This window comes from Aeromicrobium sp. (assembly GCF_036675695.1).
Taxonomy (GTDB): domain Bacteria; phylum Actinomycetota; class Actinomycetes; order Propionibacteriales; family Nocardioidaceae; genus Aeromicrobium.
The window spans coordinates 31,093-46,592 of sequence record NZ_JAKFEL010000176.1 but is presented as its reverse complement, the minus strand read 5'-3'; the positions used below and the strand labels follow the sequence as shown (position 1 = coordinate 46,592).

Here is a 15,500-nt window from a genome sequence, read left to right as displayed (position 1 = left end):
CTAACCGTCACCGAGGCGTGTGGACGGAGCAACAGTCTCGGGCACGCCGGTGTCCTCAAGCGCCACGTCGCCGCTCACGGCGACACCAGGGCCGAATGTCCAGTCGCCGCGGACCGTCAACGACCGAGCATGAACCAACGACGGCGGCTCCGGCAGACGCCGATCGAAGTCGGTGATCGACGCGTAGAACCGCCGATCGAGATCGACGAGAGGCGCCTCGCCGGCGGTCCGCAACCGAAAGTCGTCGCCGAGCTCGTACACATCGGACTGCAGCAGCAGCAGGTCGTTGGTCGTCTTGACGGGCAGGAACCGGGAGCGGTCCACCTCGATCGCCGTGGCCCCGTCGAACACCTCGACGGCGGCGCCCATCGCGCACTCGATCTGAATGACCCTGGGCGACGAAGGGTCGGTCGGGTCGACCGTCTTCTCGTTGCGGATCAGCGGCAACCCGAGGATGCCGTTGCGCTCGGCGAGCGTCGTTCGTACGGCCTCAAGGTCGAGCCACAAGTTGTTGGTGTGGAAGTAGGCGTGCCGCGTGGGGTCGTCGGCCAGCGCCACGTCTTCGGCCGCGATCTGTGCGGTGTCACGCAGCACGAGTCGTCCATCGCGCTTGCGTACGACGATGTGCCCGCCCTTGACGTCCGCCGGTGTACGTCGGCACACCTCGGCGGCATACGGCGCTCCTGAGGCCGCGAACCACGCCATCATCGCGGGATCGGGCGCTGCTCCCAGGTTGTCGGCATTCGAGACCGTCGCGTACCGGAAGCCGCGATCGATCAGGGCGTCGAGAATGCCCGACACCTCGAGCGCGGTGTAGAGGTCGCCGTGGCCTGGAGGACACCACTCAAGACTTGGATCGGCGGGCCAGTCGACAGGGGTGAGGTCATCGGCGCGGAGCTTGGGCTCTTGGTTCTGCAGGAAGTCGATTGGCAGACCCTCGACCGCAAGGTCCTCGTACGCCGCGAGCGCTCCCAGGGTGTCTTCGCGGGTGCGGAAGCTGTTCATGAACAACAGCGGTACTGGCGCGCCGAGTGAAGCTCGCACTGACCTCACCTGGCCGACGATGACGTCCAGGAAGGTCAGGTCGCCGTGAGCACGCAACAAGGTCTTGGCCCGGTCGAGACCCATACCGGTGCCGAGCCCGCCATTCAGCTTGATGACGGCGGTCACCGAGGCAGCGGCTCGGCTGGCTTCCTCGTCGTGCGCGATTTCGCTCGCGTGAGAGATGTCGACGAGCGGGTCGACGTCCGCTTCACGGACCAGACCGGTCGCACCGCCCTCCAGCTGCGCGTAGAAGTCGGAGAACACATCGATCGCATGTTGTGGCACGTCCGCGTCCGCCATGCGTCGCTGTGCCTGCTCCAGTCCGCTCATCGGGTCATACGCTAGCGGGATGTCGAAGGACGAGTTGCGCACGGACCTCCTGCGGCGGCGCCGGGAGATGAGTGACGACGCGCGCGCCGAGGCTGCCGAGGCCATCGCGCTGCACCTGCTCGTTGCGCCACTCATCTCGTCCGCCAGCCGAGTTGCCTGCTACGTATCGATGGCGACCGAGCCCGGCACTGCGCCTCTGATCGAAGGGCTACTGGCTCGTGGCATTGAGGTGATCGTGCCGCTCAGCCTGGCCGACGGAACACTCGACTGGGCCGTGTACGACCCTGCTGCGACAACCACCGTCACGCCGCTCGGCATTGCCGAGCCCGAGGGCCCGCCACTTGGTTCGACAGCGGTCCAGGATTGTGCGCTCGTCATCGTTCCGGCTCTCGCCGTCGACCACTCCGGCATACGGCTGGGTCGCGGTGCTGGCTACTACGACCGCGCATTGGCCAACACCACCCGCCCGGTTTGTGCCCTGGTGTTCGCGCACGAGCTGCTCGAGTCAATTCCGCACGAGCCGCACGACGTACCGGTCAGCATGGCCGTCACCCCGAACGGGATCTTCCACGTTCCCTAGCTCTTCGACCGCGATTTGTGACGGTGAGGGCGCTACGAGAGCGTCGTAACGCTCTCAGCGTCACAAATCGCGGGGGCCGGGCTCAACCGGGGCGTGACGCGAGGTCCGGCTTGATCCAGTAGTTGATCGAGACGATCTCGACATTCCGGCCCGGCCTTGGCGCGTGGATCATCTGCCCACCGCCGAGGTACATCGCCACGTGATAGATCGACTTCGCGCCACCGTCGCTCCAATAGAGCAGGTCACCGCGGACGATCTTGCTCACCGGCACCGCCTTGGTACTCGTGTACTGGGCACCTGCGTAATGCGAGAGCGAGACACCCGCGGCTCCCCAGGCTCGCATCGTCAGACCCGAGCAGTCCCAAGAGCTTGGTCCGGCGGCACCCCATTTGTACGGTTCACCGAGCTGCGCTTTGGCGAACGCGATGGCCTTCTCAACCTTGCTGCTCGATGGCGGCGGCGGGTTGGGCGGAGGCGGCGGGGGCGGCGTTGTACGCGTGGGGGTCGGAGTGGGCGTGGGGTCGGGCCCTGGTCGTGGCGGCGTGCTCGGGCCGGACTCATCGAGCTGCTCATCGATCTGGTCCTGAGCCTCGGTGACCTCATCGACCGTGGTGCCACTGGCTTCGGCAAGCTGAACGAGCAGCCTGTGGCGTTCGCGCGCGGCAGTCGACGCCGCGCCCTCAGCCTTGGCAATGGCTTGCTCGATCTCCGCCTTGGCCGCCCTGTGCTCGGCCGTCGCCTTGTTCTGCGCATCGAGTGCGTCCTGTGCCTCTCGAGCCGCCGCGTCGAGCACAACTCTGCGAGCTGTAAGTGTCGCGATCCTGGCCACCGTTGCCTCGTTCGTGCTGGCGTAGGCCGACGCACGCTCCAACAGCTGCTGCGGACCAGAACTGCTGAACATCGCAGACAGTCTCGAGACAGACGATCCCGATTGAAGCTGCTCGACGGTCATGGCGGCGACCACGACCTCCTGCGCCTGGAGCTTCTTGCGTGCGCTTGCGACCTCGGCGCGATGCCGGGTCACGGCCTTCTTGGCCATCTCAAGCTCGTACTTCGCGCCGTTGAGTCGCTCGGACGCCGCAGCCGACCGGGCATACAGATCGTTGAGTTGCTGGCGTGACTCGACCAGCTGGACCTGGAGCTCACTCACCGTTGGCTTGTCGGCACGCGCGCTCGTCGTAGTCGCTATAGCGAGTACGACGGCAATGGCGAGACCCGCCAAGAGACGGCCGCGCCATGCGAGGGGGAAGGCACGCATGTGCTCAACGGTAAACCCGATATACAGATTGCGGTACCGAAACGTCAGCCTCGAGGCACGCTGGGCTTCATCGTGAGAGTGTCTTCCGTGGCACTCTTGACCGCCTTCGGCGAGAACGCCCACGGAAGGGTCTTGCCCTCGGCCCACAACGGCGCCTGGTCGAGATAGTGCTTCTGGAACGCGTGACCGGAGTTGCCCGTCAGCTGAATCCAACGCGAGCGGTCCAGGTTGTCGAGATCGATCACCATACGCATAGATGGCACCGCAATGACCTCATAGCCCTCGGTCGCATCCCAGGCCGTTGCGTCGACGAGTCCGCCGCCGCCAGCAAGGTGGAACGGCCCGCGATTGAACAACGCCTCGATCACGCCGATGCCCGAGTCGCCCAGGGTCGGGTTGACGAGCTCGAGCTTGTGCAGGCGTCCCCAGCTCCACTCGCTGGTGTGCCGGGACTGCAACATGGTCAGCTCGTCGCGGGCATCCCGCATCGCCTCGGCGAGGATGTCGTCGCGCGACTCGATACGACCATTGGTCGTCACGTCGTCCCACCACTGGCTGCGGGGTTTGTCGAGGATCGAGCCCACGACGTTGAACCAGCGTTCTCCGCCTTCGGGTCCCTGACCCTTGGGCAACTCATCGTCGAACGTGAGCTTGAGCAGGTTGCGCCACACGACGTTGAAGTAGGCAGCCGCTGCCGAGTCCGCAGTCTGCTTGTAGTCCCACTTCTCAAGCGTTGCCTGGCCCTGGCGGTAGTAGCGGCCGTCGAGCTTCACATCGAGGAGCAAGGGCACGAGCTGCTCGGCGTTCGGGCTGTACGTGTCCATCTGCATCGTGGTCATGTCCGAGACTGACAGCTTTGTCTTGGCTTCGATCAGGTCGCGGATGCGCTGCGAGCGATAGCCATCAGCCGTGTCGGCACCCAGCACGAGCGGGTACTGATCGCCAATGACCTTGTTGTTGGCCGTGACGATGAAACCCTCGTCCGGGTTGTAGACGCTGGGCAGCGCTTCGAACGGGATCGTGTCGATCCACTCGTGCTCCCCCGTCCAGCCGGGTACGGGCCAGCGTCCGTCGCCCTGCTCCCGGATCGGGATGACGCCCGGAGCCTGATAGCCGATGTTGCCGTCGACGTCGGCGTACACAAGGTTCTGCGACGGGATCGTGAACAGCTTGGCGGCTGCGCGGAAGTCGTCCCAGTTCTGCGCTTTGTCCAGCGCAAACACGGCCTTGATCGTCGGCCGGGGCGTCAGCGCGGTCCAACGCAACGCCACCTCGTACGTGCTCTCGGGAACACCCTTGGTCTTGCTGGTGCCGACATCCTCGATGTCGTCGTCGAGGTCAGACAGGATCGGTCCGTGCCTGGTCGATCGCACGGTGATGTGCTCGGTCTTGCCCCCGGCCACCTTGAATGTCTCGCGGCGCGTCTCGATCGGCAGCTTCTTGCCCTTGAACTCGTACGTGTCGCCGCTGACCTTCTCGAGGTAGAGGTCGGCTACGTCGGCGTACATCGTCGTCACGCCCCAGGCGACGCGCTTGTTGTGGCCCACGACGACTCCGGGCATACCCGAGAACGAGAAGCCTGCAACGTCGTACGGGCATTCCTCGCTGACGGTGCGGCAGTGCAGTCCGACCTGGTACCAAATACCCGGCATCGACGGAGCGAGGTGTGGGTCATTGGCAAGGATCGGTTTGCCGGTCACCGAGTGGTCGCCGTCGACCACCCACGAGTTGGAGCCGATGCCGTCGCCGATGCCCAAGAGGGCGGGCAAGGCGTTGGCACCGCTCTGGGCGGACTTCAGCGATGCCACGGCTGACCGAGCGAGGCCTGGCGCCGTGCATCGCGGCAGGGGGATGAGCAATGTCACCGGATCCACCGTGTCCTGACAGCCGTCCTGGTCGAACGCGCCGGCGTAGACGTTCGCGTCTTCGCCGACGATCGTGTCGTGGTCCTTCGGGTAGTCGGGGTAGAGCTCCTCGACGCGTTGCGGTGAGAGGTCCTTGGTCGATAGCGCACGGGTGATCTCGTCGCTCATGTTGCTGCGCAGGTCCCAGGCCATGGCCTTGACCCAGGCCAGAGAGTCGGCCGGGGTCCAGGCGGCCGGCCGGTAGTCCGGCCCGGTGAGCCCGAGAATCGCGTACTCGAGTGACAGCTCCGAGCCCGACTTGTCATTGATGTAGGAGTTGACCCCGCGGCTGTACGCCTCGACGAGCATCTTGGTCTCGGGATCGAGGAGCTCGACTTCCTTCTCGGCAACGCGGCGCCAGCCGAGCGTGCGTACGTACTTGTCCGTGTCGAGAGCGCCGTCTCCGACGAGTTCGGCCAGACGTCCGGAGGTGACGTGGCGTCGAAAGTCCATCTCGAAGAAGCGGTCCTGCGCATGCACGTAGCCCTGCGCGAAGAACAGGTCTTCGGAGTTGTCGGCGTAGATCTGCGGAATGCCCTTGTCGTCGCGCTGGACCGTCACTTCGCTGCGCAGAGCGTTGACCCGAACCTCGCCCGACGTGTCGGGGAACGACTTGCGGACTGTGACGAATGCGAACACCGACCCGGCGATCAGAACTGCGGAAAGGAGAACGGCCAGGACGATCAGGATGCGACGCACCGGGCCATTGTGCCTTGCCGTGGTGTCGCCACTGTCAGCGTCCGGCACTGCTCCGGATCTCGCCGACGAGCTCTTCGAGCACGTCCTCGAGCATGATCACGCCGAGCACATTGCCGGTTTCGTCTGCAACGCGAGCCATGTGGGAGCCACGCGACTGCATGGTCCGGAGGGCCTCATACAAGCCCGAACCGGCGACAACTGTGGCGAGCGGACGCACCCATTTGTCAGCAATCGGTTCGAGGCGTGATGCCTCGTCCGTCTCGAGGACGTCCTTGATGTGCAGGTAGCCGGTGACATCCCCCTCGGAGTCCGACACGGGGAACCTCGAGAAGCCGGTCTCGGCACACGCCTTCTCGATGTCGACCGGTGTGGCACTCGGCTTGATCGTAACGAGACCCTCCCGCGCGAGCAGCACCTGGTCGATCGTGCCCTGGGAGAACTCGAGCGCTCCGGAGACGAGCCCATACTCATGGGCATCGAGCAGCCCCTCGCGACGTGACTCCTCGACCAGTCCGGCGACCTCGTCATGCGAGAAGGTCGAGGCAACCTCGCTCTTGGACTCGACCCTCAGCGCCCTGATGATCAGGTCGGCCGCGCCGTTGAGGACCACGACGAACGGCTTCAGGATCGCCACCACGGCGAGCATGAACGGTCCGAGGACGAGCGCCGCCCGCTCGGGCCCCACGAGGGCAAGGTTCTTGGGCACCATCTCGCCGAGCACCACGTGCAAGAACACGACGATGGTCATCGCGATCACGAACGAGATCGGATGCACCAGACCGTGCGGGACGTTGAGGCCCTCGAACGCGGGCTCGAGCAAGTGCGCGATGGCGGGCTCGCCCACGGCGCCGAGGCCAAGCGAGCAGATCGTGATGCCGAGCTGTGCTGCGGCGATCACCAGCGTCAGGCTCTCGATGGCTCGCAACGCCATCCTCGCGGCAGCGGAACCCGCCTGGACACGTGGTTCGAGCTGCGTACGTCGGGCGGAGATCAAGGCGAACTCAGCACCGACGAACAAGGCGTTGAGCGCCAGCAGCACCACGGTGAGCGCGATCGCGAGTCCGGGGTTCATGACAGCTCCACCTCGGATTCAGCGGTGAGCGACACCCGGTCGATACGACGACCTTCCATACGGTCGACCCGGAGCGTGACCCTGAGTTGCTCGGTCTCCTCATCATCTTCGCCCCGGCGTTCCAGGTGGAGCACGACCTCATCACCACGCGCGGCGATACGTCCGAGCTCGACGTGAATGAGTCCGGCGATGGTTTCGTAGTCCTCGCCCTCGGGTAGCGCGATGTCGGTCTGCTCCTCGACCTCGTCGGGTCGCAGCAGGCCGGACAACGACCACGTGCCGTCACGACGGTGGCGGCTACGGGCTGACAAGCGGTCGTGCTCGTCGGCGATGTCTCCAACGATTTCCTCGACCAGGTCCTCAAGAGTGACAACACCATCGGTGCCGCCGTACTCGTCGACGACGACAGCCATCTGCATGCCCTGCTCACGCAGCAGCGTCAACAGGGGGTCGAGCTCGATGCTGTCGGGAACGGTCGTGGCCGGGTCGGCCAGGTCGGCGACACGTACGTTGCGGCGGCGGTCAGGCTCAACGCTGACGGCTTGCTTGACGTGCACGATGCCGAGGATGTCGTCCGGGCTTCGACCGATCACAGGGAACCTAGAGTGGCCGGTCTGCCGAGCCGCATCGATGACATCGAGTGCCGAGTCCTTGCCCTCCAGGAAGTGCACGCGTACGCGCGGGGTTCGCACGTCAGCGGCTGTCCGGTCGCCGAACGCGATGCTTCGGGCAACGAGGTCGGCCGTCTCGTCGTCGATCGCACCCTGCTGCGCCGAGCGGAGCACGAGCGACCGCAGCTCGAGGGGCGATCGGGCTGAGCGGAGCTCTTCCTGGGGCTCGACGCCCACCGATCGCAGGATTCCGTTCGCGACCTTGTTGAGTCCTCGGATCGGCCACAACATCGCTCGGGTGAAGGCTCGCTGGAACCACTGCGTACGAGCGGCAACCTGTTGCGGAATGGCGATGGCCAGCTTCTTGGGCACCAGCTCGCCCAACAGCATCGTGACGATGGTGCTGAGGGTCAGCGCGACGGCGTACGAGATACCGCGCAGCGCACCACCAGTGAGACCCAGCGCTTCGAGCGGATCGTGGAGGAGCTTGCCGAGCGCAGGTTCAGCCAGGAAGCCGATCGCGAGGTTCGTGATGGTGATGCCGAGCTGCGCGCCGCTGAGCTGAGTCGAGAGCGTGCGAAGCGCAGCGAGCGTGCCCTTGGATCTCTTGTCGCCGGCCTCGGCGGCACGTTCGATGGTTGCCCGGTCGACAGTGACGAGTGAGTACTCGGCGGCGCCGAAGACGCCACAACTCAGGACGAGCAACAAGGAAAGGGCCAGTAGGAGCCACTCAGTCAACGCGGCGCTCCAAGACTGTGCTCCAAGACAGAGCCTCCAAGACTGCGCTCCAAGGACGTGGTCACGATGCGGCAACTGTACCCTTGGTACGCAGTCCAAACTCAGGAGCAGGCCGTGCCGACCTACCAATATCAGTGCACCGATTGCGGTGAGCCGCTGGAGATCCAGCAGAGCTTCACCGACGATGCCCTGACCGAATGCCCCGCGTGCGGCGGTCGCCTGCGCAAGGTCTTCAACGCTGTCGGCGTTGTGTTCAAGGGTTCGGGCTTCTACGTCAATGACAGCAAGTCGAAGTCCAGCTCGACCTCCACTGCGTCGACGTCGTCCGACAAGTCCGCAGCGAAGTCCTCCGGCGACTCGTCGACTACCACCACGACGAAGGCTGCCCCGGCCAAGAAGTCTGGCTCCGACTCCGCCGCCTGAGCGACCCACTCGCTGGTTGAGATGGCTGAACTGACGCGTGGTGCGACTGTGGATCGTCGGCTGCAAGACAGTCGCGATCTTTCCTAGAGTCCGGCGATGGACTCCATTCGCCGCTTCGTCTTTCTCCACCACCGTCTGATCGCCGCGATCTGTGCTGGTCTCGCTGTGCTTGCCGGACTGAGCGCCGTTCGCCAGGACCCCGATGGCGTACATGTCGTCGTTGCCCGTCATGACCTCGTGAGCGGTCATGTTGTCGAGAAGTCAGACCTACGCGTTGCCACCCTGACGTCGGCCCCCGACCACGCGCTGACCTCCACGAGCGCGATCGGTCGACGCGTCGCTGGACCGATGCGTGCCGGTGAGCCGTTCACGGACTACCGCGTACTCCGGCCAGATGCACTCGACGCGTATGGCGAAGGAGCCGTGCTCACCAGCGTTTCGATCCCTGATTCCGATGCCCTGACCGGCGTGCAGGTTGGTGACCGCATCGATGTCATCGCCGTCGATCCGAACGGTGAGTCCAAGGCCGAGGTCGTGGCGCGGGGCGTCGAAGTCGTGACGATTCCGTCGGTCGACGAGCGCGATGCCCTGGCACTCGGAATCGTCACTACCGAGAAGGTGGCCCTCGACCTGGCTTCGGCAGGTCTCGAGTCACGTTTCACCGTTATGCAGTCGTCATGAGCGCTGGCTAGGGTCGGACGCACAACTCAACTCCCATCGGAGGGCAACCATGATTCAAGGCTTCAAAGACTTCCTGTTTCGCGGCAACATCGTCGACCTCGCCGTCGCGGTCGTCATCGGCACAGCATTCGCGGCACTGGTGAAGTCGTTCACCGACTCGTTCGTCAGCCCGCTGATCGGGCTGATCGGCGGTGGCGGACCGACGGGCATGTCGTGGATCGTCGATGACCAGATCTTCACGTTCGGCGCCTTCATCACCGCGATCATCACGTTCGTACTGACCGCTGCGGTCGTCTACTTCGTCATCATGGTGCCGCTCAAGGCGCTGCAGGCTCGCCGCGCGGCGGGAGAGGAGCCCGAGCCGGAGGACGTACCTGAGGACATCGCACTGCTGCGCGAGATCCGCGATTCGCTCAAGGCGCGCTAGTCACGTCCCAGCCCGGCGCGCTTTGAATCAGCAACGATGATGCGCGTCGGGCCGGACATCAGCTGCGTGGCCGAGAGCCCGAACATGGCGCGGAAGGCGTCGCTGAAGTGGCTTGGCGAGGCGAATCCGGCCTCAGTCGAAGCTGTGGTGAGGTCAGCGCCATTGCTGACCGCATCCGCCGCGCGGCACATCTTGGCCCACAGCCGGTAGCGGCGAAAGCTGGTACCAGCGTGCAGAGCAAACAAGCGCAGGAACTGTGAGGAAGAAAGATTGACCGCGGCCGCAATGTCCTTCGCGTTCTCGTTGGGTCGAGACCGGAGGAGACGCATTGCCGTGCGAATCCGCTCGTCCATTGCGCCCGTTTTCGCCGCTTCATCGAGATACCGCCACAGCGTCTCCGGATCCGGCTCGGCGGTGTCCTGCCAGGCCGAGATCAACGACGATTCGGCCTGATGCTGGTACGAGATGGTGGCGGTGTGCCCCAGCATCTGGTCGCGCACCCTTTCGGCACTGACGGCACTCGGATCGATGTAGAAGAACACCATCCGCCCGTCGGCGACGACCTGATGAGCTGTCCGAGCCGGAATGAGCGCACTGCGCACGCGTTGCTCCTCGCCCCCTGATCGCACCAGGAAGGTTGAGTCGATGCCGAGCGCGAAGCAGTGAACCGATCCTGAGTGAACGTCCAGCTGGAGCGACGGCCCCCAGTACGTTGCGTGCCCAGACCACAACCACACCGTCGCCTGAGAGCGCGTTTCTGGAAGCGCCCTGGCCGACATGGGAGCGATGATCTCACGGTCGGAACAATCTAGAGGAGCACCATGGACAGCCTGATCATCGCCAGCATCGCCGTGTTCTGCTTCGCGATGGGTGTCTACGCCCTGGCCGCACCTGCAGCGCTAGCTTCCCCATTTCACCTCACGGTTGCGACTCCAGAGGCTCGATCGGAGGTGCGCGCTGTCTACGGAGGATTCGGCATCGCGATGGCCGGCGTTCTGGGCGCGGCCGCGCTCGATCTCGGCGACATACGTACTGGCGTTGCGACGACCGTCGGCTTCGCCCTCATCGGCATGGCTGCGGGTCGACTCGTGTCTCGTCTGGCCGACACGTCGGTGAAGTTCTACCCGATCTGGTTCTACTTCGGCGTCGAACTGGTCGGCGGCGGCCTCCTGCTCCTGGCCGCCTGATCGATCAACCGTGGTGCGGCGGGACGTCCCTGAGGTATTCCTCGTCGGATGTTGGGGCGGCACGTTCGCCCCAGCCTTCGTCGGTGTCGTCCGAGGTGGTGTCAGGGATGAGATCGCCGAGCAGCTCGGCGGCACGGCGACGGCGAGCTACCTCTTTTTCGGTCAGCTCAGGCTCAGACTCGGGCGAAGGCATCGAACCAGTCCGGTGTCAGCTTGGGGTAGGTCGGGTGCCAGCCCGTACGGTCGCTGAACAGCTGTGAGCTGATGCGCTGCGACCGGGTGAGGATCTCGAGCTTGTCGGATCCGAGACGCTCGACCCACTTCGGCAGGAAGTGGCCCTGCTCCTGGCCTGCAGCCTGCGCGATCGTGTCGACGTAGTCGCCACGCTGAACCGGCTCCGCACCAACGTTGTAAATGCCGCCGGGAGCGGAAAGCGCGTGTACGACGGCCGAGCCGACGTCTGCGGGATGGATGACGTGCATCCAGGAAGTCCTCGCGCCCATGCCGATCGCCTTGCCAGCACGAGCTCGGCGGAACATCCAGGCGGTGTTGCGGTCATCGCCGGTGACGAGACCGAAGCGGAGGCTGACGGACGTGCCGCCCTTCTCAGCGAATCGGGCCATGCGGTGCTCAGCAACCACCACAGGTTCGGTGGCGCCGGTGAGGTCAATCGGGCTGTGCTCGTCGATCCATTCGTCGCCGTTGTCGGCGTAGATGAAGCTGAGGCTCTGCTGGACGATACGTTCGACGCCTGCCTCGCGCGCCGCGATGGCGACGACCTTGGAGCCAACGACGCGGATGCGTTCGACTTCCTTGAGCGAGCCAGGCCGCAGCGCGGCGATGCCGACCGGCACCTTCGTGGCCAGATTGGCCACGGCATCGCATCCGCGCATCCCGGCTACTAGGGCATTGCCGTCGTAGACGTCACCGAGACAGGGTTCAGCGCCGGCAGCTGAGATCTGGGCAGCCGATTCGGCTGTGCGGGCAAGACCGATGACAGTGTGTCCCGCTTGGTGCAACGCGTCGATGGACGATCGGCCCATCACTCCGCTTGCACCCGTGAGGAAGACCTTCACGTCACTCCTTTGAGTGGTTGGTGCCTCCGGACCGGCGGTGGTGCCACCTGCCCGGATGGTTACGGAATGATAACAATCCCCGCAATAGCCGTCATCTGGTGCGAGTCTCAGCCCTCGACGAGCGGCGTGACGTCAGCGATCGAGTCGAACACGTGGGTCGGCCTGAACGGAAACCGTTCGACCGCTCCTGCCGCCGTCGAGCCGGTGAGGACCAGGATCGTGCGGAGTCCCGCCTCGAGCCCGGACAGCACGTCGGTGTCCATCCGGTCGCCGATCATCACGGTCGTCTCGGAGTGTGCCTCGATCTGGTTGAGCGCGCTGCGCATCATCAACGGGTTGGGCTTGCCGACGAAGTAGGGATCGACGCCGGTTGCCTTGGTGATGAGGGCTGCCACTGATCCGGTCGCCGGGAGCGAGCCCTGCGGCGACGGGCCAGTCGCATCGGGGTTGGTCGCGATGAAGCGCGCGCCATTCTCGATGAGCTGGATCGCCCTCGTGATGGCCTCGAACGAGTAGGTACGCGTCTCGCCGAGCACGACGTACTCGGGATCCTGGCTCGTCATGACGTAGCCAACGTTGTGCAGTGCCGTCGTCATACCGGCTTCGCCGATTACGTACGCGGTGCCCTCGGGACGCTGCTCGCTCAGGAACTTCGCGGTCGCGAGCGCGGATGTCCAGATCGCCTCTTCGGGGACGTCGATGCCGGCGCGACGCAGCCGGGCACACAGGTCGCGCGGGGTGAAGATCGAGTTGTTGGTCAGCACGAGGAACTTGCGTCCGCTCTGCTTCAGCCGCTCGATGAACTCCGGCGCGCCGGGGATTGCCTTCTCCTCATGGACGAGCACACCATCCATGTCAGTGAGCCAGGACTCGATGGGCTTCGTCATGCATCCATTGTCCACCCGGATACGGGGTTCGATGAAATCGCAAGTACTCGATAACCTGACCCAGCGCCCTCGTAGCTCAGTTGGATAGAGCGACCGCCTCCTAAGCGGTAGGTCACAGGTTCGATTCCTGTCGAGGGCACCACGTTTCTTGGGCCACATCGCGTTGGCCAAAGGCTCCGTCTGCAGCGTCAGCAGAGCCCGACCCGTTTGGACTACCTCCGATGGTCACAACGAGCCAACTTTGGGCTGGTCCATTCGTGTCCGTAACTATCTTTCCATCACCGAGTTATCACTCTCGTAGATACAGTGTGCAGTCACTTTTCACTCCCACCCCGGTACGAATCTCGGAGAGAGTGTCGACCCTAGGAGTTCACCATGATCAAGTTTCTTGAGTTCTACCTCGCGCTGACCAGCCCGCCGAAGAAGGACGAACGTGGCGCAACCGCCACCGAGTACGGCCTGCTGGTTACCTTAATCGCGATCGCCCTCATCGTCGGCGTCGGCGCTTTCGGTGGGGCTCTGAACGACTTCTTCCAGGCCATTGCCAACACTGTCAACGGCTGGGCGACCAACTGATCCTTGCGGCTGAGAGCGAATCTCATCGTTCTCGTGGTCCCGCCTAGGCAGTGACCGCGGCACCCGAGAAAGGGTGAAGATCACCACCCTTCACCCTCTCTCGGGTGCCAAGCCGATGTCAGAGCTCTCCTTCTGACATCGCCCTCCCATCCCGCGCCAGATGATCCACCCACTCCCGGACTCCAAACGGGGTGGCGGCGTCCAATTTCTGGAGGTTCACATGGCACGCGTCGCAAACGCCCTCGGTACGGCACTGAACGACTTCAAAGCCCTGGCTCACTCAGTAGACAGCTTGTTCTGACCTCGTCAGGCCAACACATGACCACCATGCAGACCAGCCGAAGCAGACGAGACGACCACGGCGCCCAAGCCGTGGAGTTCGCGCTGCTCTTCACCTTCGTGCTGGGTCCGCTGCTCTATGGGCTCATCGCCTTCGGGTTCATCCTGAACATGCAGATCACCGCGTCGCAGCTGGCCCGCGAGGCCGCCCGAAGCGCGGCCATCTGCAGCACGCAGGCAACCGCCGACGCTGGGACGTGCAACGCGGTCGGTCAAGCGAGGTTTGTCGCCAACAGGCCAGCCGGGTTCGGTGCGGGTGTTGCAGCCGTCAACTCTTCTCCTTGTTTCAGCGGCGCGCCCGCCTCGGCCACGGCGACCGTCAGCATCGCGCCGGTCCTACCGGTTCCCGGCCTGGCCACCATCCAAGGAAGGTCGACGACACCATGCGGCGGATAGACTCCCGGCAAGGCCCGTCCCGAGACGAACGCGGCGCGACAGCGCTGATGATCGCGATCCTCCTCCCCACCGTCCTCCTGGGCCTCGGTGCCATCGTCGTCAATGTCGGCGGATGGTATGTCGCGCGCGGCATGGATCAGAACTCGGCCGATGCTGCCGTGATCGCGGTGGCAGAAACGTGCGCTGACGGCACCTGCGACCCGTCAGCGGCCAATCAGTATGCCGACAGCCTGTCCAACGGACAACTCGCTGGAGAGACCATGTTTGTCTGCGGAACGGCACCCGGCCTCGCCGCGTGTGCTTCCGAGGTGGAGAACGGGCAGATGTGCCCGCTCCCCCATTCGGCGCCCTATGTCGACGTGCTCGTGACGCCGGAAGGGGGTTCCATGGAGAACTTCACCTCCGGCACCCAAGTAGTCGGTGCCTGCGCGCAGGCCATCCTCGACGCGCCGGCTTCATGTGACGACTGCGCGGCCGTCACCATTTCACAATGCGAATGGGAGCTGAACACCGCCGGAGGCACGGAGTTTGCTCCACAACAGACCGACAATTCCTATTCGAACGGCGAACCGCCCAGCTTCATCGACACGATTGAAGCCCGCCGCGCCGACCCTCAGTACCGAGTCGATCCGGCAGATCCGGACTCAAACATCTACGTGGAAGCGGATATCGAGGATCCACAAACTCCCAAGGGATCGGCATCAATCGGAGGGTCGGAAACCGTGTTGTTCACCCACGGAGCCGATACCGCCGGCGGCTGTGGCGGTTCGGGCAATGGCGCCAACGCACCCGGCCAGTTCGGCTGGCTGGCGGGCACGAACGACCCCTGCAAGGTGACAATCAACGGATCGACGTACCCGGGCGATTCCGGAAACAATCCAGTGAAATCGTGCAAGGGCTTGTTCGAGGAGTCGCGCACCAACGCGACCCCCATCTACCTACCGGTCTATTCCAGCGCCAGCGGAAGCGGCTCGAACATGACCTACACCCTGGAGGGATTCGCCGCGTTCGTCGTCACGGGGTGGAACGTCGGAAACTTCGGAAGCGACAAGAAGCGAGACTCGCGTGTCGGTATGGCGGACTCGACGGCCGGGTTCCCGCACTCCAAGCAGACCTACTGCGGCAAGCCGAACCAGGGCTTCACCACGGCGAACTCTGATATCTGCATCTCCGGGTACTTCACCGAAGCCTTGGTGACGGGCGGGCAGCTGTCCGGCGGTGGCGGAACCAATCTCGGACTCACCAGCGCATCCCTTGCAGGCTGAACTCATT

General features: G+C 64.5%; 17 protein-coding genes and 1 tRNA gene. 9 read left to right on the top strand and 9 right to left on the bottom strand.

From position 1 onward, the window contains the following. Complete coding sequence (locus V6M39_RS11530) at positions 1-1,374, bottom strand: UTP--glucose-1-phosphate uridylyltransferase (protein ID WP_332643962.1); 1,374 nt, start codon at positions 1,372-1,374, stop codon at positions 1-3. 19 nt (positions 1,375-1,393) lie between these two features. Between V6M39_RS11530 and V6M39_RS11525 the strand changes: the two genes are divergently transcribed. After that, positions 1,394-1,954 carry a 5-formyltetrahydrofolate cyclo-ligase gene (locus tag V6M39_RS11525; RefSeq protein WP_332643961.1) on the top strand — a complete coding sequence of 187 codons (561 nt, stop codon included), beginning with the start codon at positions 1,394-1,396 and terminating at the stop codon, positions 1,952-1,954. An 82-nt stretch (positions 1,955-2,036) separates the two neighbouring features. Here the strand turns inward: V6M39_RS11525 and V6M39_RS11520 are convergent, their stop codons facing one another. Genes V6M39_RS11520 through V6M39_RS11505 form a run of 4 tightly spaced genes read right to left on the bottom strand, consistent with a single transcriptional unit; the run spans position 2,037 to position 8,236 of the window. Then, positions 2,037-3,212, bottom strand: a complete 1,176-nt coding sequence (locus V6M39_RS11520) for a C40 family peptidase (protein ID WP_332643960.1) — start codon at positions 3,210-3,212, stop codon at positions 2,037-2,039. Positions 3,213-3,256: 44 nt separating this feature from the next. Next, positions 3,257-5,815, bottom strand: coding sequence for a penicillin acylase family protein (locus V6M39_RS11515; RefSeq protein WP_332643959.1), 2,559 nt, complete (start codon positions 5,813-5,815; stop codon positions 3,257-3,259). A 34-nt stretch (positions 5,816-5,849) separates the two neighbouring features. After that, positions 5,850-6,887: a hemolysin family protein gene (locus V6M39_RS11510; protein ID WP_332643958.1), complete on the bottom strand. Its 1,038-nt coding sequence runs from the start codon at positions 6,885-6,887 to the stop codon at positions 5,850-5,852. Further along, on the bottom strand, positions 6,884-8,236 hold the full coding sequence (locus V6M39_RS11505; protein WP_332643957.1) for a hemolysin family protein: 1,353 nt from the start codon (positions 8,234-8,236) through the stop codon (positions 6,884-6,886). The genes V6M39_RS11510 and V6M39_RS11505 overlap by 4 nt, the downstream gene beginning before the upstream one ends. Positions 8,237-8,350: 114 nt before the next feature. On the opposite strand from V6M39_RS11505, the gene V6M39_RS11500 reads away from it, so the two are divergent. The 3 genes from V6M39_RS11500 to mscL all read left to right on the top strand — a co-directional run bounded on the left by V6M39_RS11500 (position 8,351) and on the right by mscL (position 9,767). After that, positions 8,351-8,659, top strand: a complete 309-nt coding sequence (locus tag V6M39_RS11500; protein WP_332644001.1) for an FmdB family zinc ribbon protein — start codon at positions 8,351-8,353, stop codon at positions 8,657-8,659. Positions 8,660-8,755: 96 nt separating this feature from the next. Then, positions 8,756-9,340, top strand: coding sequence for an SAF domain-containing protein (locus V6M39_RS11495; RefSeq protein WP_332643956.1), 585 nt, complete (start codon positions 8,756-8,758; stop codon positions 9,338-9,340). Between the two features lie 49 nt (positions 9,341-9,389). Then, a complete protein-coding gene (mscL, locus tag V6M39_RS11490; RefSeq protein ID WP_332643955.1) occupies positions 9,390-9,767 on the top strand; it encodes a large conductance mechanosensitive channel protein MscL in 378 nt (125 codons plus the stop codon). Here mscL and V6M39_RS11485 read toward each other — a convergent pair. Beyond that, on the bottom strand, positions 9,764-10,369 hold the full coding sequence (locus tag V6M39_RS11485) for an AraC family transcriptional regulator (protein WP_332643954.1): 606 nt from the start codon (positions 10,367-10,369) through the stop codon (positions 9,764-9,766). The two genes, mscL and V6M39_RS11485, sit on opposite strands and share 4 nt — an antisense overlap. Before the next feature lie 219 nt (positions 10,370-10,588). Here V6M39_RS11485 and V6M39_RS11480 point away from each other — a divergent pair, with 219 nt between their 5' ends. Next, positions 10,589-10,954: a DUF4345 family protein gene (locus tag V6M39_RS11480; protein ID WP_332643953.1), complete on the top strand. Its 366-nt coding sequence runs from the start codon at positions 10,589-10,591 to the stop codon at positions 10,952-10,954. Positions 10,955-10,958: 4 nt separating this feature from the next. Here the strand turns inward: V6M39_RS11480 and V6M39_RS11475 are convergent, their stop codons facing one another. The 3 genes from V6M39_RS11475 to V6M39_RS11465 form a co-directional block, all read right to left on the bottom strand. Next, positions 10,959-11,147: a hypothetical protein gene (locus tag V6M39_RS11475; protein ID WP_332643952.1), complete on the bottom strand. Its 189-nt coding sequence runs from the start codon at positions 11,145-11,147 to the stop codon at positions 10,959-10,961. Further along, positions 11,128-12,030 carry an NAD-dependent epimerase/dehydratase family protein gene (locus V6M39_RS11470; RefSeq protein ID WP_332643951.1) on the bottom strand — a complete coding sequence of 301 codons (903 nt, stop codon included), beginning with the start codon at positions 12,028-12,030 and terminating at the stop codon, positions 11,128-11,130. Before V6M39_RS11470 ends, V6M39_RS11475 begins: the two co-directional genes overlap by 20 nt. A 107-nt stretch (positions 12,031-12,137) precedes the next feature. Further along, positions 12,138-12,917, bottom strand: a complete 780-nt coding sequence (locus V6M39_RS11465; RefSeq protein ID WP_332643950.1) for an HAD-IIA family hydrolase — start codon at positions 12,915-12,917, stop codon at positions 12,138-12,140. 65 nt (positions 12,918-12,982) lie between these two features. Here V6M39_RS11465 and V6M39_RS11460 point away from each other — a divergent pair. The 4 genes from V6M39_RS11460 (at position 12,983) to V6M39_RS11445 (ending at position 15,493) form a co-directional block, all read left to right on the top strand. After that, positions 12,983-13,059: transfer RNA gene (locus V6M39_RS11460), tRNA-Arg, on the top strand. 233 nt (positions 13,060-13,292) lie between these two features. After that, positions 13,293-13,493, top strand: a complete 201-nt coding sequence (locus V6M39_RS11455; RefSeq protein WP_332643949.1) for a Flp family type IVb pilin — start codon at positions 13,293-13,295, stop codon at positions 13,491-13,493. 318 nt (positions 13,494-13,811) lie between these two features. Continuing rightward, positions 13,812-14,228, top strand: coding sequence for a TadE/TadG family type IV pilus assembly protein (locus V6M39_RS11450; protein WP_332643948.1), 417 nt, complete (start codon positions 13,812-13,814; stop codon positions 14,226-14,228). Next, positions 14,216-15,493, top strand: coding sequence for a TadE/TadG family type IV pilus assembly protein (locus V6M39_RS11445; RefSeq protein ID WP_332643947.1), 1,278 nt, complete (start codon positions 14,216-14,218; stop codon positions 15,491-15,493). Before V6M39_RS11450 ends, V6M39_RS11445 begins: the two co-directional genes overlap by 13 nt. Positions 15,494-15,500 lie beyond the last annotated feature (7 nt).

Bases quoted from the DNA above. Each gene is read 5' to 3' on its own strand.
- V6M39_RS11475 (WP_332643952.1), bottom strand. From the start codon at position 11,147: ATGCCTTCGCCCGAGTCTGAGCCTGAGCTGACCGAAAAAGAGGTAGCT.
- V6M39_RS11455 (WP_332643949.1), top strand. From the start codon at position 13,293: ATGATCAAGTTTCTTGAGTTCTACCTCGCGCTGACCAGCCCGCCGAAG.
- V6M39_RS11530 (WP_332643962.1), bottom strand. From the start codon at position 1,374: ATGAGCGGACTGGAGCAGGCACAGCGACGCATGGCGGACGCGGACGTG.
- mscL (WP_332643955.1), top strand. From the start codon at position 9,390: ATGATTCAAGGCTTCAAAGACTTCCTGTTTCGCGGCAACATCGTCGAC.
- V6M39_RS11520 (WP_332643960.1), bottom strand. From the start codon at position 3,212: ATGCGTGCCTTCCCCCTCGCATGGCGCGGCCGTCTCTTGGCGGGTCTC.
- V6M39_RS11525 (WP_332643961.1), top strand. From the start codon at position 1,394: ATGTCGAAGGACGAGTTGCGCACGGACCTCCTGCGGCGGCGCCGGGAG.
- V6M39_RS11465 (WP_332643950.1), bottom strand. From the start codon at position 12,917: ATGACGAAGCCCATCGAGTCCTGGCTCACTGACATGGATGGTGTGCTC.
- V6M39_RS11450 (WP_332643948.1), top strand. From the start codon at position 13,812: ATGACCACCATGCAGACCAGCCGAAGCAGACGAGACGACCACGGCGCC.
- V6M39_RS11510 (WP_332643958.1), bottom strand. From the start codon at position 6,887: ATGAACCCCGGACTCGCGATCGCGCTCACCGTGGTGCTGCTGGCGCTC.
- V6M39_RS11495 (WP_332643956.1), top strand. From the start codon at position 8,756: ATGGACTCCATTCGCCGCTTCGTCTTTCTCCACCACCGTCTGATCGCC.
- V6M39_RS11480 (WP_332643953.1), top strand. From the start codon at position 10,589: ATGGACAGCCTGATCATCGCCAGCATCGCCGTGTTCTGCTTCGCGATG.
- V6M39_RS11445 (WP_332643947.1), top strand. From the start codon at position 14,216: ATGCGGCGGATAGACTCCCGGCAAGGCCCGTCCCGAGACGAACGCGGC.